The organism is Enterobacter sp. N5-15 (assembly GCF_057221635.1).
Genome location: NZ_CM170150.1, coordinates 4010272 through 4030429 on the forward strand (window position 1 = coordinate 4010272; position 20158 = coordinate 4030429).

Annotated in this window: 19 protein-coding genes and 1 pseudogene; 8 read left to right on the forward strand and 12 right to left on the reverse strand. The window is 58.2% G+C overall.

The window, feature by feature from the left end; genetic code table 11:
* Positions 1-36 precede the first annotated feature (36 nt).
* Complete coding sequence (locus AC2TE5_RS18880; RefSeq protein ID WP_484612182.1) at positions 37-375, forward strand: endonuclease domain-containing protein; 339 nt, start codon at positions 37-39, stop codon at positions 373-375.
* Positions 376-510: 135 nt separating this feature from the next.
* Positions 511-1754, forward strand: a pseudogene (locus AC2TE5_RS18885) (IS481 family transposase).
* On the opposite strand, the gene AC2TE5_RS18890 reads toward AC2TE5_RS18885, so the two are convergent.
* Genes AC2TE5_RS18890 through trmB form a run of 3 tightly spaced genes read right to left on the reverse strand, consistent with a single transcriptional unit; the run spans position 1747 to position 3565 of the window.
* Positions 1747-2463, reverse strand: a complete 717-nt coding sequence (locus AC2TE5_RS18890) for a YggN family protein (protein WP_033146612.1) — start codon at positions 2461-2463, stop codon at positions 1747-1749. The pseudogene AC2TE5_RS18885 and the gene AC2TE5_RS18890 sit on opposite strands and share 8 nt — an antisense overlap.
* Before the next feature lie 56 nt (positions 2464-2519).
* On the reverse strand, positions 2520-2846 hold the full coding sequence (locus AC2TE5_RS18895) for a YggL family protein (RefSeq protein ID WP_014885198.1): 327 nt from the start codon (positions 2844-2846) through the stop codon (positions 2520-2522).
* Positions 2846-3565, reverse strand: coding sequence for a tRNA (guanosine(46)-N7)-methyltransferase TrmB (gene trmB / locus AC2TE5_RS18900; protein ID WP_484612183.1), 720 nt, complete (start codon positions 3563-3565; stop codon positions 2846-2848). Before trmB ends, AC2TE5_RS18895 begins: the two co-directional genes overlap by 1 nt.
* 144 nt (positions 3566-3709) lie before the next feature.
* Here trmB and mutY point away from each other — a divergent pair, with 144 nt between their 5' ends.
* From mutY to AC2TE5_RS18920, 4 genes are all read left to right on the forward strand, one after another.
* A complete protein-coding gene (gene mutY / locus AC2TE5_RS18905) occupies positions 3710-4762 on the forward strand; it encodes an A/G-specific adenine glycosylase (protein ID WP_484612184.1) in 1053 nt (350 codons plus the stop codon).
* Positions 4763-4788: 26 nt separating this feature from the next.
* Entirely contained in the window at positions 4789-5061 is a 273-nt protein-coding gene (locus AC2TE5_RS18910) for an oxidative damage protection protein (protein WP_023309138.1), read from the forward strand.
* A gap of 56 nt (positions 5062-5117) precedes the next feature.
* The gene (gene mltC / locus AC2TE5_RS18915; RefSeq protein ID WP_032660036.1) at positions 5118-6194 is read left to right on the forward strand and encodes a membrane-bound lytic murein transglycosylase MltC; all 1077 of its coding nucleotides are present in this window, start codon (positions 5118-5120) and stop codon (positions 6192-6194) included.
* A gap of 270 nt (positions 6195-6464) precedes the next feature.
* Positions 6465-7721 carry a nucleoside permease gene (locus tag AC2TE5_RS18920; RefSeq protein ID WP_063144910.1) on the forward strand — a complete coding sequence of 419 codons (1257 nt, stop codon included), beginning with the start codon at positions 6465-6467 and terminating at the stop codon, positions 7719-7721.
* 90 nt (positions 7722-7811) lie between these two features.
* Here the strand turns inward: AC2TE5_RS18920 and citG are convergent, their stop codons facing one another.
* From citG to AC2TE5_RS18960, 8 genes are read right to left on the reverse strand one after another with little or no spacing between them, the layout of a single operon-like run.
* A complete protein-coding gene (gene citG / locus AC2TE5_RS18925; RefSeq protein WP_484612185.1) occupies positions 7812-8615 on the reverse strand; it encodes a triphosphoribosyl-dephospho-CoA synthase CitG in 804 nt (267 codons plus the stop codon).
* The gene (citX, locus tag AC2TE5_RS18930) at positions 8593-9132 is read right to left on the reverse strand and encodes a citrate lyase holo-[acyl-carrier protein] synthase (RefSeq protein WP_484612186.1); all 540 of its coding nucleotides are present in this window, start codon (positions 9130-9132) and stop codon (positions 8593-8595) included. The genes citG and citX overlap by 23 nt, the downstream gene beginning before the upstream one ends.
* A gap of 2 nt (positions 9133-9134) precedes the next feature.
* On the reverse strand, positions 9135-10652 hold the full coding sequence (gene citF, locus AC2TE5_RS18935) for a citrate lyase subunit alpha (protein WP_484613363.1): 1518 nt from the start codon (positions 10650-10652) through the stop codon (positions 9135-9137).
* A gap of 10 nt (positions 10653-10662) precedes the next feature.
* Positions 10663-11538 (reverse strand): citrate (pro-3S)-lyase subunit beta, encoded by an 876-nt coding sequence (citE, locus tag AC2TE5_RS18940; RefSeq protein ID WP_032660024.1) that lies wholly within the window; start codon positions 11536-11538, stop codon positions 10663-10665.
* On the reverse strand, positions 11535-11828 hold the full coding sequence (gene citD, locus AC2TE5_RS18945; protein WP_121424622.1) for a citrate lyase acyl carrier protein: 294 nt from the start codon (positions 11826-11828) through the stop codon (positions 11535-11537). Before citD ends, citE begins: the two co-directional genes overlap by 4 nt.
* A gap of 16 nt (positions 11829-11844) precedes the next feature.
* On the reverse strand, positions 11845-12867 hold the full coding sequence (citC, locus tag AC2TE5_RS18950; protein WP_484612187.1) for a [citrate (pro-3S)-lyase] ligase: 1023 nt from the start codon (positions 12865-12867) through the stop codon (positions 11845-11847).
* 13 nt (positions 12868-12880) lie between these two features.
* Positions 12881-13744 (reverse strand): fumarylacetoacetate hydrolase family protein, encoded by an 864-nt coding sequence (locus tag AC2TE5_RS18955; protein WP_311391770.1) that lies wholly within the window; start codon positions 13742-13744, stop codon positions 12881-12883.
* Between the two features lie 17 nt (positions 13745-13761).
* Complete coding sequence (locus AC2TE5_RS18960) at positions 13762-15123, reverse strand: 2-hydroxycarboxylate transporter family protein (protein WP_133550521.1); 1362 nt, start codon at positions 15121-15123, stop codon at positions 13762-13764.
* A gap of 345 nt (positions 15124-15468) precedes the next feature.
* On the opposite strand from AC2TE5_RS18960, the gene AC2TE5_RS18965 reads away from it, so the two are divergent.
* The gene (locus tag AC2TE5_RS18965) at positions 15469-17094 is read left to right on the forward strand and encodes an ATP-binding protein (protein WP_484612188.1); all 1626 of its coding nucleotides are present in this window, start codon (positions 15469-15471) and stop codon (positions 17092-17094) included.
* Complete coding sequence (locus AC2TE5_RS18970) at positions 17084-17776, forward strand: response regulator (protein WP_193940440.1); 693 nt, start codon at positions 17084-17086, stop codon at positions 17774-17776. Before AC2TE5_RS18965 ends, AC2TE5_RS18970 begins: the two co-directional genes overlap by 11 nt.
* An 88-nt stretch (positions 17777-17864) precedes the next feature.
* Here AC2TE5_RS18970 and AC2TE5_RS18975 read toward each other — a convergent pair whose 3' ends face one another.
* Complete coding sequence (locus AC2TE5_RS18975; protein ID WP_484612189.1) at positions 17865-20000, reverse strand: ornithine decarboxylase; 2136 nt, start codon at positions 19998-20000, stop codon at positions 17865-17867.
* Positions 20001-20158 lie beyond the last annotated feature (158 nt).

Consider the following 20158-nt stretch of genomic DNA (forward strand, 5'->3'; position numbering starts at 1 on the left):
TCTGCCGGCTGAGGGAAAGGCTGGCAGAGTGTGGGGATGGAAAGATTAAAACAACTCCGCAAACAAATGACGCCCGAAGAATTACGCCTCTGGTATTTGCTCAGAGGTCGTCGTTTCTTTGGGTATAAGTTTCGCCGTCAGATGCCGATTGGGGCCTATATCGTCGATTTTGCCTGCTTTAAGGCGAAACTGATCGTTGAGCTGGATGGGGGACAACATCAGGGTGAAGAGGACTATGATTCACGTCGTACCGCGTTTTTGAATACGAACGGATGGGAAGTCGTACGGTTCTGGAATAATGAATTCAGGGCTAATGAGGAGGTGGTGTTGATGGCTATTCTGCAGCGACTGCAATGCCTGATGCCCTCACCCTAACCCTCTCCCACGGGGAGAGGGAACGATTACACCCTCTCCCATGGGGTGTACGGTCCGGGGACATAGTGAACACTTGTTCGGGGACATGGTAGACACTTACAACTAAGGCATAAGAACCCGTTTATGGAGTCGCTTATGCCCTGGGATGCGAGAGATACCATGTCATTACGTACCGAGTTTGTTTTGTTCGCCTCGCAGGACGGGGCGAACATTCGTTCCCTCTGCCGTCACTACGGTATTTCACCTGCCACAGGCTACAAGTGGCTTCGCCGCTGGGCTCAGGAAGGTGCCGCCGGCCTTCAGGACCGCCCGCGCATACCGCACCATTCCCCGAACCGCTCATCTGACGACATCACAGCCCTGCTGCGCATGGCGCATGACCGCCATGAGCGCTGGGGCGCACGCAAGATAAAGCGCTGGCTCGAGGACCAGGGGCACCGCATGCCCGCCTTCAGCACCGTCCATAGCCTGATGGCCCGCCATGGTCTGCTGCCGGGCGCTTCACCGGGCATTCCCCCCACGGGACGGTTCGAACATGACGCGCCGAACCGCCTCTGGCAGATGGATTTTAAGGGCCACTTTCCCTTTGGCGGCGGCCGCTGCCATCCGCTCACCCTGCTGGACGACCACTCCCGTTTTTCCCTGTGCCTGGCGCACTGTACCGATGAACGGCGCGAGACCGTGCAGCAGCAGCTGGTCAGCGTGTTTGAGCGTTACGGCCTGCCGGACCGGATGACGATGGACAACGGCTCACCGTGGGGCGACACCACCGGCACCTGGACGGCGCTGGAGCTGTGGCTGATGCGCCACGGTATCCGGGTGGGGCACTCCCGGCCTTATCATCCGCAGACGCAGGGCAAGCTGGAGCGTTTTCACCGCAGCCTGAAGGCGGAAGTACTGCAGGGAAAATGGTTCGCAGACAGCGGTGAGCTGCAGCGCGCCTTCGACCACTGGCGGACGGTCTATAACCTTGAACGCCCGCACGAGGCGCTGGATATGGCGGTACCGGGCTCGCGGTATCAGCCGTCAGCGCGGCAGTACAGCTGCACCACAACGCCCCCGGAATACGACGAGGGCGTGATGGTCAGGAAGGTGGATATCAGCGGAAAGCTGAGCGTGAAAGGGGTAAGTCTGAAGGCAGGCAAGGCGTTCAGGGGAGAACGGGTCGGGCTGAAGGAGATGCAGGAAGACGGCAGCTACGAGGTGTGGTGGTACAGCACGAAAGTGGGGGTGATCGACCTGAAGAAAAAGTCGATCACCATGGGTAAAGGATGATAAAAAGTGTTCACCATGTCCCCGAACACCTGTCTACCATGTCCCCGGACTGTACATGGGGAGAGGGCCGGGGTGAGGGCCCAGCGCGCAGAGATCTTACTTAAGCGTCCCCACCAGCGCCTTCCGGCTATCTTCCAGCGACACCACGCGTTTACACACGTCTTTGCCGAACTGCTGGAAATCATCTTCCTGGTTCTTCCACTCGTTCTGAATGGAAGTCTGCAAGCCGCCCAGACTGCCCAGCACGCCCTGCAGCGGGTTACCGCCGCCTTTCAGCACCGCTTTGGCGCCCATCTCGTTGATGCTGTCCTGCAGGATGCCGCCCATCGCCTGATTCACCAGCTGCTGCCCGTCAGCACGGACCTGATCAATCGCCTTGTAGTGGAACGTCAGGCCGTCGGTGCGCGTCTCGATAATGCGGTTCATCTGCTCTTTAAGCTGCTTATCGAGCTTCGTCAGGCGGGTGCGCATGTTGCTGCTCTCCCCCACCTCTTTGGTGATGATCTTATCCAGCGCGACGCGGCTTTTCTCAACGCGGGTCAGCGCGCCTTCATTAATCCACGGCAGCGCGGTACGCAAATCGGCCTGATAGTCTTTCGCCTGCTCACGCTGTGCGGCAGTCAGGTTGTACTGCTTGCCGTTAAAAGTGACGTTCCCCTGCGGCGTAATCACCAGATTGCCGTTCTCGCCTTTGACCTGCACGGTTTGCGGGCTTAACACCACGTCATCACGCGGGGTGACGCTACATTGATAATCCGCATGGGCGGTGAATCCGGTTGCCATCAAAGCAACAGCCAGCAACGTTTTGCGCATCTTAAACACTCCCTCAGACAAAATGGGCCAGCTAATGCTGGCCCCTTACTGCTTTATTAGTCCCACCAAACGTCGAAAAGTTCGCTGACGCGGACATCTTCCAGCTTGTGGTCCTCAAGCCATTTACGTACCAGCGCCTGATGTTCTTCGGTGCATTTACCCACTTCCTGGGTGCAGATCAGACCTTCCCATGCCAGGTAGCCGCTACCGTCGAAGGCCAGCTTGTTTGGCTCAATCACGTCGTTGATGAACGCATCCACGTCCTGATCGATCTGTTCTACACTGGTGCCTTCCGGGAAACGCCACGCAACGGAGAAGCCCACTTCCTGGAATTCTTCGATGTGCATCTTTTTACGCAGACGACGGCTACGATTCTTTGCCATTATTTCATCCTCTCGAACATTAAGTCCCATACACCGTGACCAAGACGATGGCCACGCTGTTCAAATTTCGTTACCGGACGCGATTCCGGACGCGGTACATAGTCGTTGCTCGCAGACTGGTTTTTATACCCATCCAGCGACGACATCACTTCCAGCATATGTTCCGCATACGGTTCCCAGTCGGTCGCCATATGGAAGACACCGCCCAGCTTCAGCTTACTTTTCACCAGCTCGGCAAACGGTGCCTGAACGATACGGCGTTTATTATGACGTGCTTTGTGCCACGGGTCAGGGAAAAAGAGCTGAACCATGGTTAAAGAATTGTCAGGAATCATTTTATGCAGCACTTCCACCGCGTCGTGACACATTACGCGCAGGTTATCAACGCCCTCTTCATGGGCCGTTGCCAGGCATGCCCCCACGCCCGGGGAGTGGACTTCGATACCGAGGAAGTTCTGCTCCGGGCGGGCTTTCGCCATGGTCACCAGCGAGGTGCCCATACCAAAACCGATCTCCAGCGTGACGGGTGCTTCGCGGCCAAACAGTTCAGTAAAGTCCAGAGGCTGCTCGCTGAACTCAACGCCCATCACCGGCCAGTAGTTGTCCAGCGCATGTTGCTGCCCTTTTGTCAGGCGGCCCTGACGGCGGACAAAGCTGCGAATACGGCGCAGCGGGCGACCGTTTTCATCAAATTCCGGTGAAATGACGTCGTTTTTCATAAAAGAGTTGTCTGCTTGTGAGAATGTTCGGGAAACGGGCATTATCCAAAGTTAAGGCTTCTATGCAAGCATGGGAAAGATCCGGTTTACAGCAGATTGACGCTGTGCTGCAATCTGCGTCCCTGATTATGCGAATCGATGACCATGCAAGCCTCTCAATTTTCAGCCCAGGTGCTGGACTGGTACGACAAATACGGGCGTAAAACCCTGCCCTGGCAAATTGAAAAAACGCCTTACAAAGTATGGCTCTCCGAGGTGATGTTGCAACAAACGCAGGTCGCCACGGTGATCCCTTACTTCGAGCGTTTTATGGCGCGCTTCCCGACGGTGACCGATCTGGCCAACGCGCCGCTGGACGAGGTCCTGCACCTGTGGACCGGTCTTGGCTATTACGCCCGCGCGCGTAACCTTCACAAGGCCGCACAGCAGGTTGCCACGCGCCACAACGGGACATTCCCGGAAACCTTCGACGAGGTGGCCGATCTCCCCGGCGTCGGACGTTCAACCGCAGGCGCTATTCTCTCCCTGTCTTTAGGCAAGCATTTCCCGATCCTCGACGGCAACGTGAAGCGCGTGCTGGCACGCTGCTATGCCGTCGACGGCTGGCCGGGGAAGAAGGACGTTGAAAAACGTCTCTGGGAAATAAGTGAAGAGGTTACCCCGGCCAAGGGCGTCGAGCGTTTTAACCAGGCGATGATGGATCTCGGCGCGATGGTCTGCACGCGCTCAAAACCAAAATGCGAACTCTGCCCGGTGAATAATCTCTGCGTGGCGTATGCCAACCATTCATGGGCGCAATATCCGGGTAAGAAACCCAAACAGACGCTGCCGGAGCGCACCGGCTATATGCTGCTGATGCAGCACGACGACGACGTGTTCCTCGCCCAGCGTCCGCCGAGCGGCCTGTGGGGTGGTCTATACTGCTTCCCACAGTTTGAAAATGAAGACCTGCTGCGTGAATGGCTTAAACAGCGCGGAATTGCTGCCGATAACCTGACGCAGCTGACCGCGTTTCGCCATACCTTCAGCCATTTCCACCTGGATATTGTACCCATGTGGCTTCCCGTGTCGTCATTTGCCTCGTGCATGGATGAAGGCACCGCTCTCTGGTATAACTTAGCGCAACCGCCATCAGTCGGACTGGCGGCTCCCGTGGAGCGCCTGTTACAACAATTACGTGCCGGTGCAATGGTTTAGCATCGACAAGAAAAAGAGGAATGAGTATGGCCAGAACGATTTTTTGTACTTTCCTGCAGCGTGACGCTGAAGGCCAGGATTTCCAGCTTTACCCGGGCGATCTGGGTAAACGCATCTACAATGAAATCTCCAAAGAAGCCTGGGGACAGTGGCAGAAAAAGCAGACCATGCTGATCAACGAGAAAAAACTCAGCATGATGAACCCGGAACACCGCAAGCTGCTGGAGCAGGAGATGGTGAGCTTCCTGTTCGAAGGCAAAGACGTGCACATCGAAGGCTATACGCCACCGGAAAAATAACAGCGTGCGGGGGAAACCCCGCCGTTAAAGCAAACACAACACGCACTCCCGGAATGATGAAAAAACTTTTAGCGCTAGCCCTTGTTGCGCCGTTGCTTGTCTCGTGTTCGTCAAAAAAAGGCGAAGATTACAACGAAGCCTGGATCAAGGACACCAACGGTTTTGACATTTTGATGGGGCAGTTTGCCCACAACATCGAGAATATATGGGGATTTAACGAAGTTCTTATTGCCGGACCTAAGGACTACGTTAAGTACACCGATGCCTATCAGACCCGTAGCCACATCAACTTTGATGAGGGTACGATCACGATTGAGACCATTGCAGGCACCGACCCTGCGGCACGACTCCGTCAGGCGATTATCAAAACCCTGCTGATGGGTGACGATCCGGGATCTATCGATCTCTACTCCGATGCCGACGATATCACGATCTCGAAAGAGCCGTTCCTGTACGGCCAGGTTGTCGATCAGACCGGTCAGCCGATCCGCTGGGAAGGTCGCGCCACGAAATTTGCCGACTACCTGCTGCAGACGCGCCTGAAAAGCCGCTCTAACGGTCTGAAGATTATCTACAGCGTCACCATCAACCTCGTCCCGAACCACCTCGACAAGCGTGCGCATAAGTACATTGGGATGGTGCGTCAGGCCTCGCGTAAGTACGGCGTGGATGAGTCGCTGATCCTGGCGATTATGCAGACCGAATCCTCGTTTAACCCGTACGCGGTAAGCCGTTCCGACGCCCTGGGGCTGATGCAGGTTGTCCAGCACAGCGCCGGTAAAGACGTCTTCCGCGCGCAGGGGAAATCCGGCACGCCGAGCCGCAGCTATCTGTTCGATCCGCAGAGCAACATTGATACCGGCACGGCCTACCTGGCGATGCTGAACAATGTCTACCTGGGCGGCATTGATAACCCAACGTCGCGCCGCTATGCGGTGATCACCGCCTATAACGGCGGTGCGGGCAGCGTGCTGCGCGTCTTCTCAAATGACAAGGTGCAGGCCGCGAACATCATCAACAGCATGGCGCCGGGGGATGTCTACTCAACCCTCACCACCCGCCACCCGTCTGCGGAATCACGCCGCTATCTGTATAAGGTGAATACGGCGCAGAAGAACTATCGTCGCCGATAATCAACACACCTTCTCCTACAAGGAGAAGGTGTTCTGCTTCCCCTCTCCCCGTGGGAGAGGGTCAGGGTGAGGGCATCAGGCCGCACTCACTCACCCCACCCATACGAAAATGTTATTTGCATCACAATCCAAACTGCAAATTAATGTGGATTGCATTTTTTTGCGGGAGGTAACAAAACATATCGTTGCCAACTGATAGAATTGCATCAAATAACAACCCTGAATGTTCCCAAAACAACATATCTCCCGCTCACTTGTGAGGAAAGTAACATGAACCTTAAGCTGCAGCTTAAAATATTGTCGTTTCTGCAGTTCTGCCTGTGGGGTAGCTGGCTGACCACACTCGGCTCCTATATGTTTGTAACGCTCAAGTTCGACGGAGCGTCAATCGGTGCCGTATACAGCTCGCTCGGTATTGCGGCTGTCTTCATGCCAACGCTGCTCGGTATCGTGGCGGATAAATGGTTGAGTGCGAAGTGGCTGTACATGCTTTGCCATCTGGTGGGCGCGGGGACGCTGTTTATGGCAGCCCAGGTGACCACGCCGGGGGCGATGTTCATGGTGATCCTGCTTAACTCGCTGGCCTATATGCCAACGCTTGGCCTGATCAACACCATCTCCTACCACCGCATCAAGTCTGCGGGCATGGACATCGTGACCGACTTCCCGCCAATCCGTATCTGGGGCACCATCGGCTTTATCATGGCGATGTGGGGCGTGAGCTTCGCGGGCTTTGAACTGAGCCATATGCAGCTCTATATCGGTGCAGCGCTCTCCGTGGTGCTGGCCGTGTTTACCCTGACGCTGCCGCACATTCCTGTGTCTAACCAGCAGAAAAACCAGAGCTGGAGCGCCATGCTCGGCCTGGACGCGTTCGCGCTGTTTAAAAACAAGCGCATGGCGATCTTCTTTATTTTCTCCATGCTGCTGGGCGCTGAGCTGCAGATCACCAACATGTTCGGCAACACCTTCCTGCACAGCTTCGATAACAACCCGCTGTTTGCCGGAAGCTTTATCGTCGAGCACGCGTCGGTGATGATGTCCATCTCTCAGATCTCTGAGACGCTGTTCATCCTGACCATCCCATTCTTCCTGAGCCGCTACGGCATCAAGAACGTCATGCTGATCAGTATCGCTGCATGGATGTTGCGCTTCGGCCTGTTCGCCTACGGTGACCCGAGCGCGTTCGGCACCGTGCTGCTGGTTCTGTCGATGATCGTTTACGGCTGCGCCTTCGACTTCTTCAACATCTCCGGTTCGGTGTTTGTGGAAAAAGAGGTGAAGCCTGAAATCCGCGCCAGCGCGCAGGGTATGTTCCTGATGATGACCAACGGCTTCGGCTGTATTCTGGGCGGCGTGGTGAGCGGTAAAGTGGTTGAGATGTACACCACCAACGGCATCACCAACTGGCAGCCCGTGTGGCTGATCTTCGCGGCGTACTCGCTGGTGCTGTTCTTCGCGTTCATCGCGCTGTTCAAGTACAAGCACGTGCGCGAGCCGCACGGTGCGCAGCCGATTGCGCATTAATCCTTGATGTCTTTTGCCCGGTGGCGGCTTCGCCTTACCGGGCCTACAAAAGCACGGAGAGTAGGCCGGGTGAGCGTTAGCGCCACCCGGCTATTTTATTGCAGAGAGCACCCACCCCACCGACAGCAAATCCGCACTGCCGCCCGGGCTCAGATTGCGTTCAATCAATGCCTTATCCATCTTAAGCAACGCCTCGCGATCCCAGCCGTTAGCCAGCAGTTCCCGCGCGTAGCCCTGAACGTAGCGCAGCCCTTCAATGCCGCCGCGCGACACGAGATTGCTGTCCTGATTAACCGCCATCAGGCGCAGCAGCAGGCCGTGAAGAGAGTGTCCGTTCCACTGCGTCAGCGCCCTACGCGCCGTCGCAAAGCCGCTTTCCGCCTCACCGCGCGCGCCGGTTAAGCCGTACTGCTGAAACTGCCGCTCGCCCGCCGTCGCCTGCCCGCTGCGCGCGGCCAGCTCCCGCGACACCAGCCCGCTGCAGATGTTACTCACCTCACAACAGAGGCTGTCAGCGGAGATATTTTTCACACGTCCGGCGGCGAAGCACAGTAAACCCAGGGCAAAAATCCCGCCCTTGTGGGTGTTCACTCCGTTCGTCGCGGCATACATCGCCTGCTCGCAGGCCATCCCCATCGGGCGGATAATCCGAAGCTGTGCGTCAGCGGGTTTATCCGCATGCGCACTACCCAGCTCGGCAAAACGCGAAAACCACGGCGTGATCGCCGCGATGCTGCGGACGAACAGCGCGTGGTCCATATCGCGATGGGAACCGTTATTGAGCTTGTCCACCAGCCCCGGCTTGGGCGTCAGCTCCAGCTCCTGCCACAGCGCCGCTTCGGCAAGCGCGGGCACGTCAGCCGGGCGCGGTTTAGTCGCGAGCAAACCAGTCATCGATCGTCTTCTCCACGCGGGAAACCACCGCCTCAACAGGATGCTTTCGCGAACGGGAGCAGGCGTGAGCGGGCTCGTCGCAGATCAGGCAGCGTCTGAGGTTCGCCCCCAGCGACTGACGCCCGACGTGGCCGTGCTGAGGGCAGATCACGTCCAGATCCCACAGCCTGCCGAGCGGGTGCGTCTGCTCCAGATCCGCACAGTGCGCTTTGATTTCCGCCGCCGGATGGGCCACGCACCACAGGGCTTCTGGCCCGGTAGGGAGCCACAGCACCTGGCGGTTCAGCACCTGCCAGCGGTTTTCCCACAGCAGCTGGTCGCACATTTGCAGCGCCACGCCCATGGTATTGCGATAGCGCAGGCTGTCTTTAATTTCCCCTGGCGTGACCAGCGTGAGGGAAATCACCGGCTGTTGATAGTGCTCAAGCATGTCAGCCTGGCGCGCCGCGCGGCGATCTTTCGCCGCCAGCAGTTCATCCAGGCTGACACCCGCCCGCACGGGTGTCGCTATTGTCATAACTACTCCTTTACCTGTCGCACGGTGTCGATCACGCTGCCGTCGCGGTAGCGGATCACCCCGACGATTTTGTCGGTAAATTCAATCGGTTTCGGTACGCCCGTCAGGGAAATCGCCCGCTCGTAAAGCGCGCTGATATCCACAACGTTGAGCCCGGCTTCCTGCAGCCGCTCGCGGATCTCCGGGCGCGCCGGATTGACCGCAATGCCGTGGTCGGTGACCAGCACGTCGATGCTTTCGCCCGGCGTGAGGCGCGTGGTAACCCGCTTCACGACCGTCGGAATACGGCTGCGCAGCAGCGGCGCGACCACAATGGTCAGATTCGCCGCGGCGGCCACGTCACAGTGTCCGCCGGACGCGCCGCGCATCACCCCGTCGGAGCCGGTAATAACGTTGACGTTGAAATCGACGTCGATTTCGAGGGCGCTGAGGATCACCACGTCGAGCTGGTCGCAGCTTGCCGCCTTGCTGCCGGGGTTGGCGTAGACGTTGGTGGAGATCTCCACGTGGTTCGGGTTGCGCGCCAGCGAGGCCGCCGCCTGGCCGTCAAAGCACTGGGTGTCGAGCAGCTTTTCGATGAGCCCCTTCTCGTGCAGATCCACCAGGCTGCCGGTGATGCCGCCGAGCGCAAAGCGCGCCTTCACGCCGCTGCGCTCCATCTTCTCTTCCATAAAACGGGTGCAGGCGGTCGCCGCCGCGCCGGAGCCGGTCTGCATCGAGAAGCCCGGTTTGAAGTAGCCCGAGTATTCAATGACGTCCGCCGCATAGCGGGCAATCATCAGCTCGCGCGGGTTGCTGGTGACGCGCGCCGCGCCGACGCTGATTTTCGCCGGGTCGCCCACGCTTTCAACCTGCACGATGTAGTCCACCTGGTCCTGCACCAGGCTGGCGGGCATGTTGGGGAACGGCACCAGGGCTTCGGTCAGCAGCACCACCTTGCGGGCAAAGTGCGCGTCCACCATCGCGTAGCCCAGGGACCCGCAGCACGATTTACCGTGCGTTCCGTTGGCGTTGCCAAATTCATCGCTGCACGGCACGCCGAGAAACGCCACGTCGATATTCAGCTCGCCGTCCTGGAGCAGCTTCACGCGCCCGCCGTGGGAGTGTATTTGCACCGGCTCGTCCATCAGCCCGTGGGAGATGGCGTCCGCCAGCCTGCCGCGCATGCCCGAGGTGTAAATCCGGGTGATGACGCCGCTTTCAATATGCTCGATCAGCGCGTCGTTGCAGGTCATCAGCGAGCTGGAGGCCAGCGTCAGGTTTTTAAAACCCATCCGCGCCAGCAGCGCCACGACGGTGTTAATTACCCTGTCGCCTTCGCGAAACGCATGGTGGAAGGAGATGGTCATCCCGTCCTGCAGGCCGCTTCGCATCACCGCCTCTTCAACAGAGGCGCAGAGCTTGCGGCTGTGCTTCGCGTCGCTGTCCGCCAGCCACGGCGTGGCGCTGTGGGCGGTATCGAAGGGTTTTAAGTCCCGCAGATGGGGAAAATTCACGTGAAGAAGTTCTGTCTGATTCATCATCTCATCCTTACCGACGCACGCCGGAGGCCGCCGCGCGCTCCAGCACCACCTGCGCGTGGTTAATAATCGGTGCATCCACCATTTTGCCGTTGAGCGACACCACGCCCAGGCCGTTACGCTCGCCCTCTTCTGCCGCCTCAATCACCCTTTTGGCGTGATCCACCTCTTCCTGAGTCGGGGCGTAGGCGTTGTGCAGCAGGTCAATCTGGCGCGGGTTAATCAGCGATTTGCCGTTGAAGCCCATCTTGCGGATCAGATCGACCTCGCGCAGGAACCCAGCCTCGTCGTTGACGTCTGACCACACCACGTCGAAGGCGTCGATGCCCGCCGCGCGGGCGGCGTGCAGCACGGCGCAGCGGGCGTAGAACAGCTCGGTGCCGTCGCCGCGCTCGGTCTGCATGTCCATCACGTAGTCAAAGGCGGCCAGCGCAATCCCGATGAGGCGCGGAGAGCTGCGGGCAATCGCCACGGCGTTGATGACGCCAATGGCCGATTCAATCGCCGCCATCACGCGGGTGGAGCCGACCTCGCGCCCGCACTCGCGCTCGATACGCTCAAGGTGGCCTTCCAGCTCGTAGATATCGTCCGGCGTGTCGGTTTTCGGCAGGCGGATCACGTCCACGCCGGCCCGCACGGCGGCTTCCAGATCCAGCAGGCCAAACGGCGTGCTGAGCGGGTTAATGCGCACCACGGTTTCGATATCCTGATACATCGGGTGCTGTAGCGCGTGGAACACCAGCATGCGCGCGGTATCCTTCTCGCGCAGGGCGACGGCGTCCTCAAGGTCAAACATGATGGAGTCGGGACGGTAGATAAAGGCGGTTGAGAGCATGGCGGCGTTGGCGCCCGGCAGGAATAGCATGCTGCGGCGGAGTTTGCTCATTTCAGCGCCCCCCAGTTGATGCCCTGTTCATCGGCGGCACGCATCAGCGCGCTTTGCAGGCGGGCGCGGATAACACAGTCCAGCGCCCCTTTGTCTTCAATAATGATGAGTCCCTGGTGCACGTTCATGGCGCGCAACGTGTCGTTGACCACCTGGCGAATCTGCTCGCCAAACTGCTTAATCACTTCACTGTGGATGACTATCTCCAGCTCGCCGTGAGCGGGAGCGATTTTCACCATCAGGTCGCTGGACTCCTGCGTTCCGGCCAGCGCCTCCCTTACAATTTTCATGATAAATTCCTGGTAGTTAAGCGACTTCCGCACTCGCACGGTAATGCGTTTCGAGATGCGCGAAGGTGGAGTCCGGGACAATCTCCCGGATCCGGGAAAACTGCTGTGTCTTCAGTAAGCGGCGCACTTCAGACGCTGATATGGCGTTGCCGGTGGCCTTGATGCGCGGCATTTCCACCACCTCGATATGCGAGGCCAGCAGGTCGTGCAGCGTCTGGTTGTACTGGCGGGTGATATCGCAAAACGGCTCCGAGCCGATGAAGCGGTGCGTGATGCCGAGCGCCGGGGCGATGAAGTCCCGGAAGATCAGCACGTCAATCTCGCTCCACGCCTGCTGCACTTTGCCGGTCTCCTTCAGGAAGTAGGCCGGGAAGGTGGCGCGGGAGATGATGTACTGCGAACCTTCATGCACCACCACGTTCGGCAGATGCGCCACGCCCGCGCGCACCATCTCAAGGCGCGCGCTGAACGGGAAGAACGAGGCGTCTTCACGCACCACGAACAGATGCAGGGCATCGCACCGCGTCGCCGCCTGCTCCACCAGATGGCGATGGCCGAGAGTGAACGGATTGGCGTTCATCACTATCGCGCCAATGTTCTCCCCGCACCTGCGCTTCGCGCGCAGGGAACGGCAGTAGCGCTCGATCCCCTGCGGGGTGTTCTCCATCAGCACCGCGTTGTTCCCGCTTTGGGCAATCGGCCAGAAGCCGCTGCGGGCAAAGCGCTCCCGGTTGCACGGCCGGGTGCAGAGGAAGAGGTGAAAATGGCCGCGCTCCAGCGCCGCATTTTCCACCTCTGCCAGCAGCCGCGCGCTGAGGTTCTCGCCGCGAAGCTGTTCATTGACCGCCACGCATTTGATGACGTTGGCAGCAAGCCCTGCGCAACCCACCAGCTGCGAGCCGGACCAGGCTTCGACAAACAGCGTGATGTCGTTGTCCAGGCCAAGGCCGCTGTCTGCCAGCAGGTAACGGATCTGGCTTAAGCGTTCCGGGTGTTTCGCCACCAGCGTGTGGCGAAAATCGATGGGTTGCGAGTACATACTGCCGCCTTACTTAATGTGCTGCCGCAAGCCCGACGGCTGGCGCTTCCACGATCACGTTGCTCAGATGACCGATATGCTCGATCTCCACCTCAATGCGGTCGCCCTCTTTCATAAACAGCGGCGGGTTACGCTTTTTACCCACCCCGCCAGGCGAGCCGGTGATGATCACGTCGCCCGGGCTTAAGCGGGTAAAGGTGCTGATGTATTCGATCAGCTCCGCAACCTTGTGGATCATGCTGCTGGTGTTGTCTTCCTGCACCATGCGGCCGTTCAGCCAGGTGCGGATAGCCAGCTGATGCGGATCCGGGATCTCATCCGCCGTCGCCATCCACGGGCCGAACGCGCCGGTCTGTCGCCAGTTTTTACCGGCGGTAAACCAGGTGTGCTGCCAGTCGCGGGCGGAGCCGTCCATGTAGCAGCTGTAGCCCGCAACGTGGCGCAGGGCGTCGTCGCGGCTGATGTTCTCCCCGCCTTTGCCGATGATCACCGCCAGCTCGCCTTCATAGTCGAATTCGCTGGAGTGGCGCGGCTTCAGCACCGGCTCGTTGTGGCCGGTCTGTGAATCCGGGAAGCGGACAAACAGCGTCGGGGCCGGGTTATGCTGGTCAAACTCCTTGCGCTTGTCGGCGTAGTTCATGCCCACACAGAGGATCTTTTCCGGCTGCACAATCACCGGTAAGAAGGTGATGGCGCTCAGCGGCACGTCCACGGCGTCGTTCAGGTAACGGGTGGCCTGCGCCAGCCCGTTGCCCTGCAGCAGCGCCTTGAGGTCGCCGTAGCGGTCGCCGATACGGCGGCCTAAATCAATCACGCCGTCGGCCTGGACGATGCCGTAGCTGCGTTTTCCCTGGTATAAAAAGCTTGCGAGTTTCATTGTTCTTTCCTGAAAACTTAAACGAGGAAGTTGCCCAGAATCAGCAGTGAGATAGAGACGTTAATCGCCCCGCCGATACGGGTAGCAATCTGGGCGAACGGCATCAGGCTCATGCGGTTGCCTGCGGTCAGGATCGCCACGTCGCCGGTACCGCCCTGGCCGCTCTGGCAGCAGGAGACGATGGCGACGTCAATCGGGTGCATACCAATCTTTTTGCCGACGAAGAAGCCGGTCGCCACCAGTGCGGAAACGGTGCTGACAATCACCAGCAGGTTGCTGACGGTGAACGCCGCCACCAGTTCATGCCACGGGGTGATGGCCACGCCGACGGCGAAGAGAATTGGGTAGGTCACGGAGGTCTGGAAGAATTTGTACACCACCTGCGAGCCTTCCAGCAGGCGCGGAGAGGCGCCGTTGCAGAGCTTCACCAGTACCGCCATAAACAGCATGCCGACCGGAGCAGGCAGACCAATCAGCTTGTGGCCGAGCATGCCCAGCATGTAGAGCAGCACCGCCAGCAGCGCGCCGGAGGCGATAGTGGTGACGTCCGCTTTGCCGGAAAACGCAGGCTGAGAGACGGTAGCATCGGCATTCGCGCGGTTAGGCATCAGCTGGCCTTCGCCGGTCAGGTGCGGGTAGCGTTTACCGAGCTGGTTCAGGCAGCCGGAGATGATGATTGCCGTCAGACCGCCGAGCATGACCATCGGCAGCACGCGGCCGAGCGCCACGCCCTGGTCCATATGCAGCAGGGTGGCATAGCCGATGGAAAGCGGGATTGCCCCTTCCCCGACGCCGCCCGCCATAATCGGCAGAATAATAAAGAAGAAGATCTGGAACGGCTCAAGGCCCAGCGCCATACCAACGCCCATGCCGACAATCATGCCGACGATTTCGCCGCACAGCATCGGGAAGAAGATGCGCAGGAAGCCCTGAATCAGCACCGTGCGGTTCATGCTCATGATGCTGCCAACGATAATGCAGCAGATGTAGAGATAGAGAATGTTGGTGGATTTATAGAACTTAGTGGTGGACTCGACCACCACGTCCGGCAGCAGGCCATAGTAGACCAGCGCGGAAGGGATAAAGGTGGCGCAAATCGCCGCCGCGCCGAGCTTGCCGACAATCGGCAGGCGTTTGCCAAACTCGCCGCAGGCAAAGCCGAAGAAGGCCAGCGTGGCGACCATCACCACGATATCGCTCGGCAGCTTTCCGCCCAGGCAATCAATCGCAATCAGCGCGCCCGCCAGAACGAACAGCGGCAGAGGAATAATCCCAATTTTCCAGGTATCCATAATATGCCACCAGCGCTCTTTGAGCGAAGGTCGCTGAATTTCAATCGGGTCGTGGGTAACAGAGAAAGAATCGTCAGTTGTGCTCATAATAAGCCCCTTGGTTATTTTGTGCGTTCAGCTTAGAGTCACAAAGGCTTACTTTATGTGAGGAATGGCATATTAAAAGCGAAGTTTTAATGGCAGCTATGGTTTTAATGGTTTCTTTTATTTAATGTGATTTATACCTTATTTATTGGCGTGGTTTTTATGGTTTCTTTTCCGAATTGAACAAACAAATAACATTTATTTGCGCAGCTCGAAGCACGTTGGCCTTCAGGATAACTCTTTTACAGCGCCCGCTGTGCAAGGGATCACAAGTTTTCGGCAAAGCGGGCGTCCGCACGAAAAAAGATGATATATTGGCGATCTTTGCTGCTACCTCGCGTGATAGTTATGAAAGTCTCTTTCCAGATCAAGTTGTTTATTTCGCTGGTTGCCTTTTTCTCAGTGCTTTTTGCGCTGCTGGGCGGATATTATTATGCCGATGTCGGTAAACAGCTTTATCAGGAAATGAGTACGCGAGCCAAAATACAGGCTGAAGAGATTGCGCTTATTCCGACGTTGCGTAATGAAGTTGAACAAAAAAATATCTACGCCATCCATGATTTTATGCAGAAGATTTCTGCGCACAGCGACGCCAGCTTTATTGTGATTGGTGATAATAAAGGGCAGCATCTTTTTCACTCCGTCTTTGCCGACAGAGTGGGCACTACCCTGGTGGGCGGAGACAATGAAGCCGTATTGCAGGGTAAAAGCACCACCACCATCCGCAAAGGCGGGCTGGGCATTTCGCTGCGCAGTAAAGCCCCCATCTTTAACGCTGCCGGACAGGTGGTCGGCATTGTTTCGGTAGGCTATCTCACCAGCTACCTTGATACCATTACCGTCAGTAAGGTGGTCAATATCCTGATTGCCGCCGTGCTGCTGCTGATCGCTCTCTTTATCTTCTCCTGGTTCTTTACCCGCAGCATCAAGAAGCAGATCTTTTCCCTTGAGCCGCGAGAGATCGGCCTGCTGGTACGCCAGCAGAAGGCGATGATGGAATCTATTTATGAAGGCGTGATTGCCATTGACGATCGGCGGCGGATTGAAGTCATCAACCAGGCGGCGCGCAAACTGCTGGGTCTGAGCCAGCCGGCCCGCGAGCTGCGCGGACAGCTGATAAGCCAGGTGATCGATCCGGTCCCGTTCTTCGACACGCAGACGATGCTGGCGAAAGATACCCATGACGAGATTTGCCGTTTTAACGATCTCACGGTAATTGCCAGCCGGGTGCACATCATGCTTGAGGGGTCGCTGCAGGGCTGGGTGATCACCTTCCGCGATCGCAACGAGATCGACTCGCTGAGCGCCCAGCTCAGCCAGGTAAAACGCTATGTCGATAACCTGCGCATTATGCGTCATGAGCAGTTAAACAGGATGACGACCCTCTCCGGCCTGCTGCATATGGGCCGCTATGAGGAAGCCATTGGCTACATTCAGGCGCAGTCGGAGCATGCTCAGGAGCTGCTGGACTTTATCTCTTCGCGCTTTAGCTCCCCGACCCTGTGCGGCCTGCTGCTCGGGAAAGCCGCCCGCGCGCGGGAGAAAGGCGTCGAACTCAGTTTCGACCCGGCCTGTCGGCTGGACAGACCGTTCCAGCCCCTTGGGGAGCAAGAGCTGATTTCAATTATTGGCAACCTGCTGGATAACGCAATCGAAGCGACGCAGCGATCGCCGCTTCCCCATGCGCCGGTAGAAGTGCTGATAAAACTCAGCGAACAGGAGCTGATTATTGAAGTGGCCGACCAGGGCGTTGGCATTACACCGGCGATCCGTGACCGGATCTTTGAACGCGGCATCACCACCAAAACGCGCGGCGATCATGGGATTGGTCTGTATCTGATCGAAAGCTATGTCACACATGCTGGCGGCGCGATAGAAGTTGCCGATAATACCCCGCGCGGCGCCATTTTCTCCTTGTTTATCCCGGCTACGGGAACCGCCCGGCAACTGGAAGACACCGACTATGCAACATGAACTTATCGACGTACTGATTGTTGAAGACGAGAACGAACTGGCGCAACTGCACGCGGAGCTGATAAGCAAACATCCGCGTCTGAGGCTGGTGGGCATTGCCTCGTCGCTGGCTGCGGCCCAGGCAGAGCTTGAAAGCAAACAGCCGCAGCTGATGCTGCTGGATAACTATCTGCCGGACGGCAAAGGTATCTCGCTTATCAATAACCCCATGCTGGCCCGCGCCAACTGCTCGGTGATTTTTATTACTGCCGCCAGCGATATGGACACCTGCAGCCAGGCGATTCGCAACGGCGCGTTCGACTACATCCTCAAACCCGTCTCCTGGAAGCGGCTCAGCCAGTCGCTGGAGCGGTTTGTGCAGTTTGCCGAACAGCAGCGGGTCTGGAAGATTGTCGACCAGCAGAACGTGGATTCGCTCTATCAGCTACAGGCGAAAAACTACCGCCTGGACAACGGCAGCAAAGGCATTGAGGAAAATACGCTGGCGCGGGTGCAGACGCTGTTCAACGACAAGGCAACGCACTGCTTTACCGTGGATGAGGTGGTGAGCGAAACGGGATTAAGCAAAACCACCACCCGGCGCTATCTGGAGCACTGCGTAGAGGCGGGCTTTCTGACGGTGGAGATGCTGTACGGCAAGATTGGGCATCCGAGGAGGATGTACCGCCGCACAGAAGCCTGATGCGGTATTGTAGGCCCGGTAAGCTTGCGCCACCGGGCAAGTCGCCGGGTGGCGCTGACGCTTACCCGGCCTACGTTCGAGAGAGGGTCTACCTTAATACATACCCATACAGCCGCTTAATCCCGTCGGCATCCTTCTCGCTGTAAACCCCCTGCAGCTCCGGCGAGAAGCCCGGCAGCAGGTTGATGCCCTCCTCCAGCGCCAGGAAGTAACGCTGTACCGCCCCGCCCCAGACTTCACCCGGCACCACGCACAGCACGCCCGGCGGATAGGGCAGCGCCCCTTCAGCAGCAATGCGCCCTGCGGCATCCCGAATGCGAACCAGCTCCACCTCTCCGCGAATATAGGCCCGGTTTGCATCCTGCGGGTTCATTACCACCTCCGGCAGGCTCTCCTTGCGGAACATCGCCTTCTGCAGATCTTTCACGTCAAAACTGACGTAGAGATCGTGCATCTCCTGGCACAGCTGGCGAAGGGTGTAATCCCGGTAGCGCACCGGGTATTTCTGGAAGATCGTCGGCAGCACGTCCGCCAGCGGCGTGTCGTCTTCAATATGCTGTTCAAACTGGCCCAGCATTGCCACCAGCTGCGCCAGCTTCTCGCTGCTTTCGGCAGGCGTCAGCAGGAACAGGATCGAATTGAGGTCGCATTTCTCCGGCACGATGCCGTTTTCGCGCAGGTAGTGCGCCAGAATCGTCGCCGGGATCCCGAAATCCGTGTACTCCCCGGTTTCGGCATCGATACCCGGCGTGGTCAGCAGGAGCTTGCACGGGTCGACAAAGTACTGCTCGCTGGCATAGCCCTCAAACCCGTGCCATTTAGCCCCCGGCTCAAAGCTAAAGAAGCGCAGCTCGCTGGCGATGGCGTGCGTCGGATGATCCTGCCACGGCCGCCCCGCCACCACCGGTGGGATAAACGGTTTGATCATATGACAGTTGGCAACGATCGCCTTGCGCGCCTCAATCCCCAGCTCGACGCACTCCGCCCACAGCCTGCGTCCGCTTTCACCTTCGTGGATCTTCGCATTCACATCCAGCGCGGCGAACAGCGGATAAAACGGGCTGGTGGAGGCATGCAGCATAAACGCGTTGTTCAGCCGCTTGTGCGGGCAGAAGCGCGCCTGACCGCGGATGTGGTTATCCTTTTTATGGATCTGCGACGTTTGCGAGAACCCGGCCTGCTGTTTGTGCACCGACTGGGTCACGAAAATCCCAGGATCGTTCTCGTTCAGCTCCAGCAACAGCGGGGACGTTTCCGCCATCATTGGAATAAACTGCTCGTAGCCCACCCAGGCGGAGTCAAAGAGGATGTAGTCGCAGAGATGGCCGATCTTGTCGATCACCTGACGGGCGTTGTAGATCGTCCCGTCGTAGGTGCCAAGCTGAATGATCGCCAGGCGGAACGGACGCGCCTCGTCGGCCTTCTCCGGCGCCGTCTCGCGGATCAGCTCCCGCAGATATCCATCGTCAAAGCAGTGGTCGTCAATCCCGCCAATAAAGCCAAACGGGTTACGCGCGGCCTCAAGATAAACCGGCGTGGCGCCCGCCTGGATCAGCGCCCCGTGGTGGTTAGATTTATGGTTATTGCGGTCGAACAGCACCAGGTCGCCGCGGGTCAGCAGCGCGTTGGTCACCACCTTGTTGGCCGCCGACGTACCGTTCAGCACGAAGTAGGTTTTGTCCGCGTTGAACACTTTCGCCGCGAACTTTTGCGCGTGCTTGGCGGACCCTTCGTGGATCAGCAGATCGCCCAGCTTCACGTCGGCATTGCACATGTCGGCGCGAAACACGTTCTCACCGAAGAAATCATAGAACTGTCGCCCTGCCGGGTGTTTTTTGAAAAACGCCCCGTGCTGGTGGCCCGGACAGGCGAAAGTGCTGTTGCCCATCTCCACATACTGGCTCAGGGTGTCAAAAAAGGGCGGCAGCAGGTTCTCTTCGTAGCGGCTGGCAGCGCTCTCCAGTTCCAGAAACTCCTGAGCCTTACCCGAGATAACCGCGGTGGCGCCGTCAGGAACGTCCGTTGGCTCCTGCGAGAAAATAAACACCGGTAGCTGAAAGCCCGTGCGTTTCAGCAGTGCAAGAATGCCGCTGCGACTTTCAGCTGTTGTGATGACCACGGCCGCCACATCGGTAAAATCAGTGCTGTCCAGCGTCACCTTTTCGCGGTGCGTAGACACGGTGGAGGCCAGCTCGCGGCTGACGGCAATTTTCATGGTTTTCATAGGCGCAGTTACCCTCACCGAGCGGTGAGACAGGGAGGAGAAAATTCGCGCAATAATGTCACCTTTTATTTTGAGGTGCAAGAAGGAATCAGTATGCACGAAACCACCCAAAGCTAAGGCCCGAGCAGCCCTAGCGTGCCATAATAATGCAATATCAA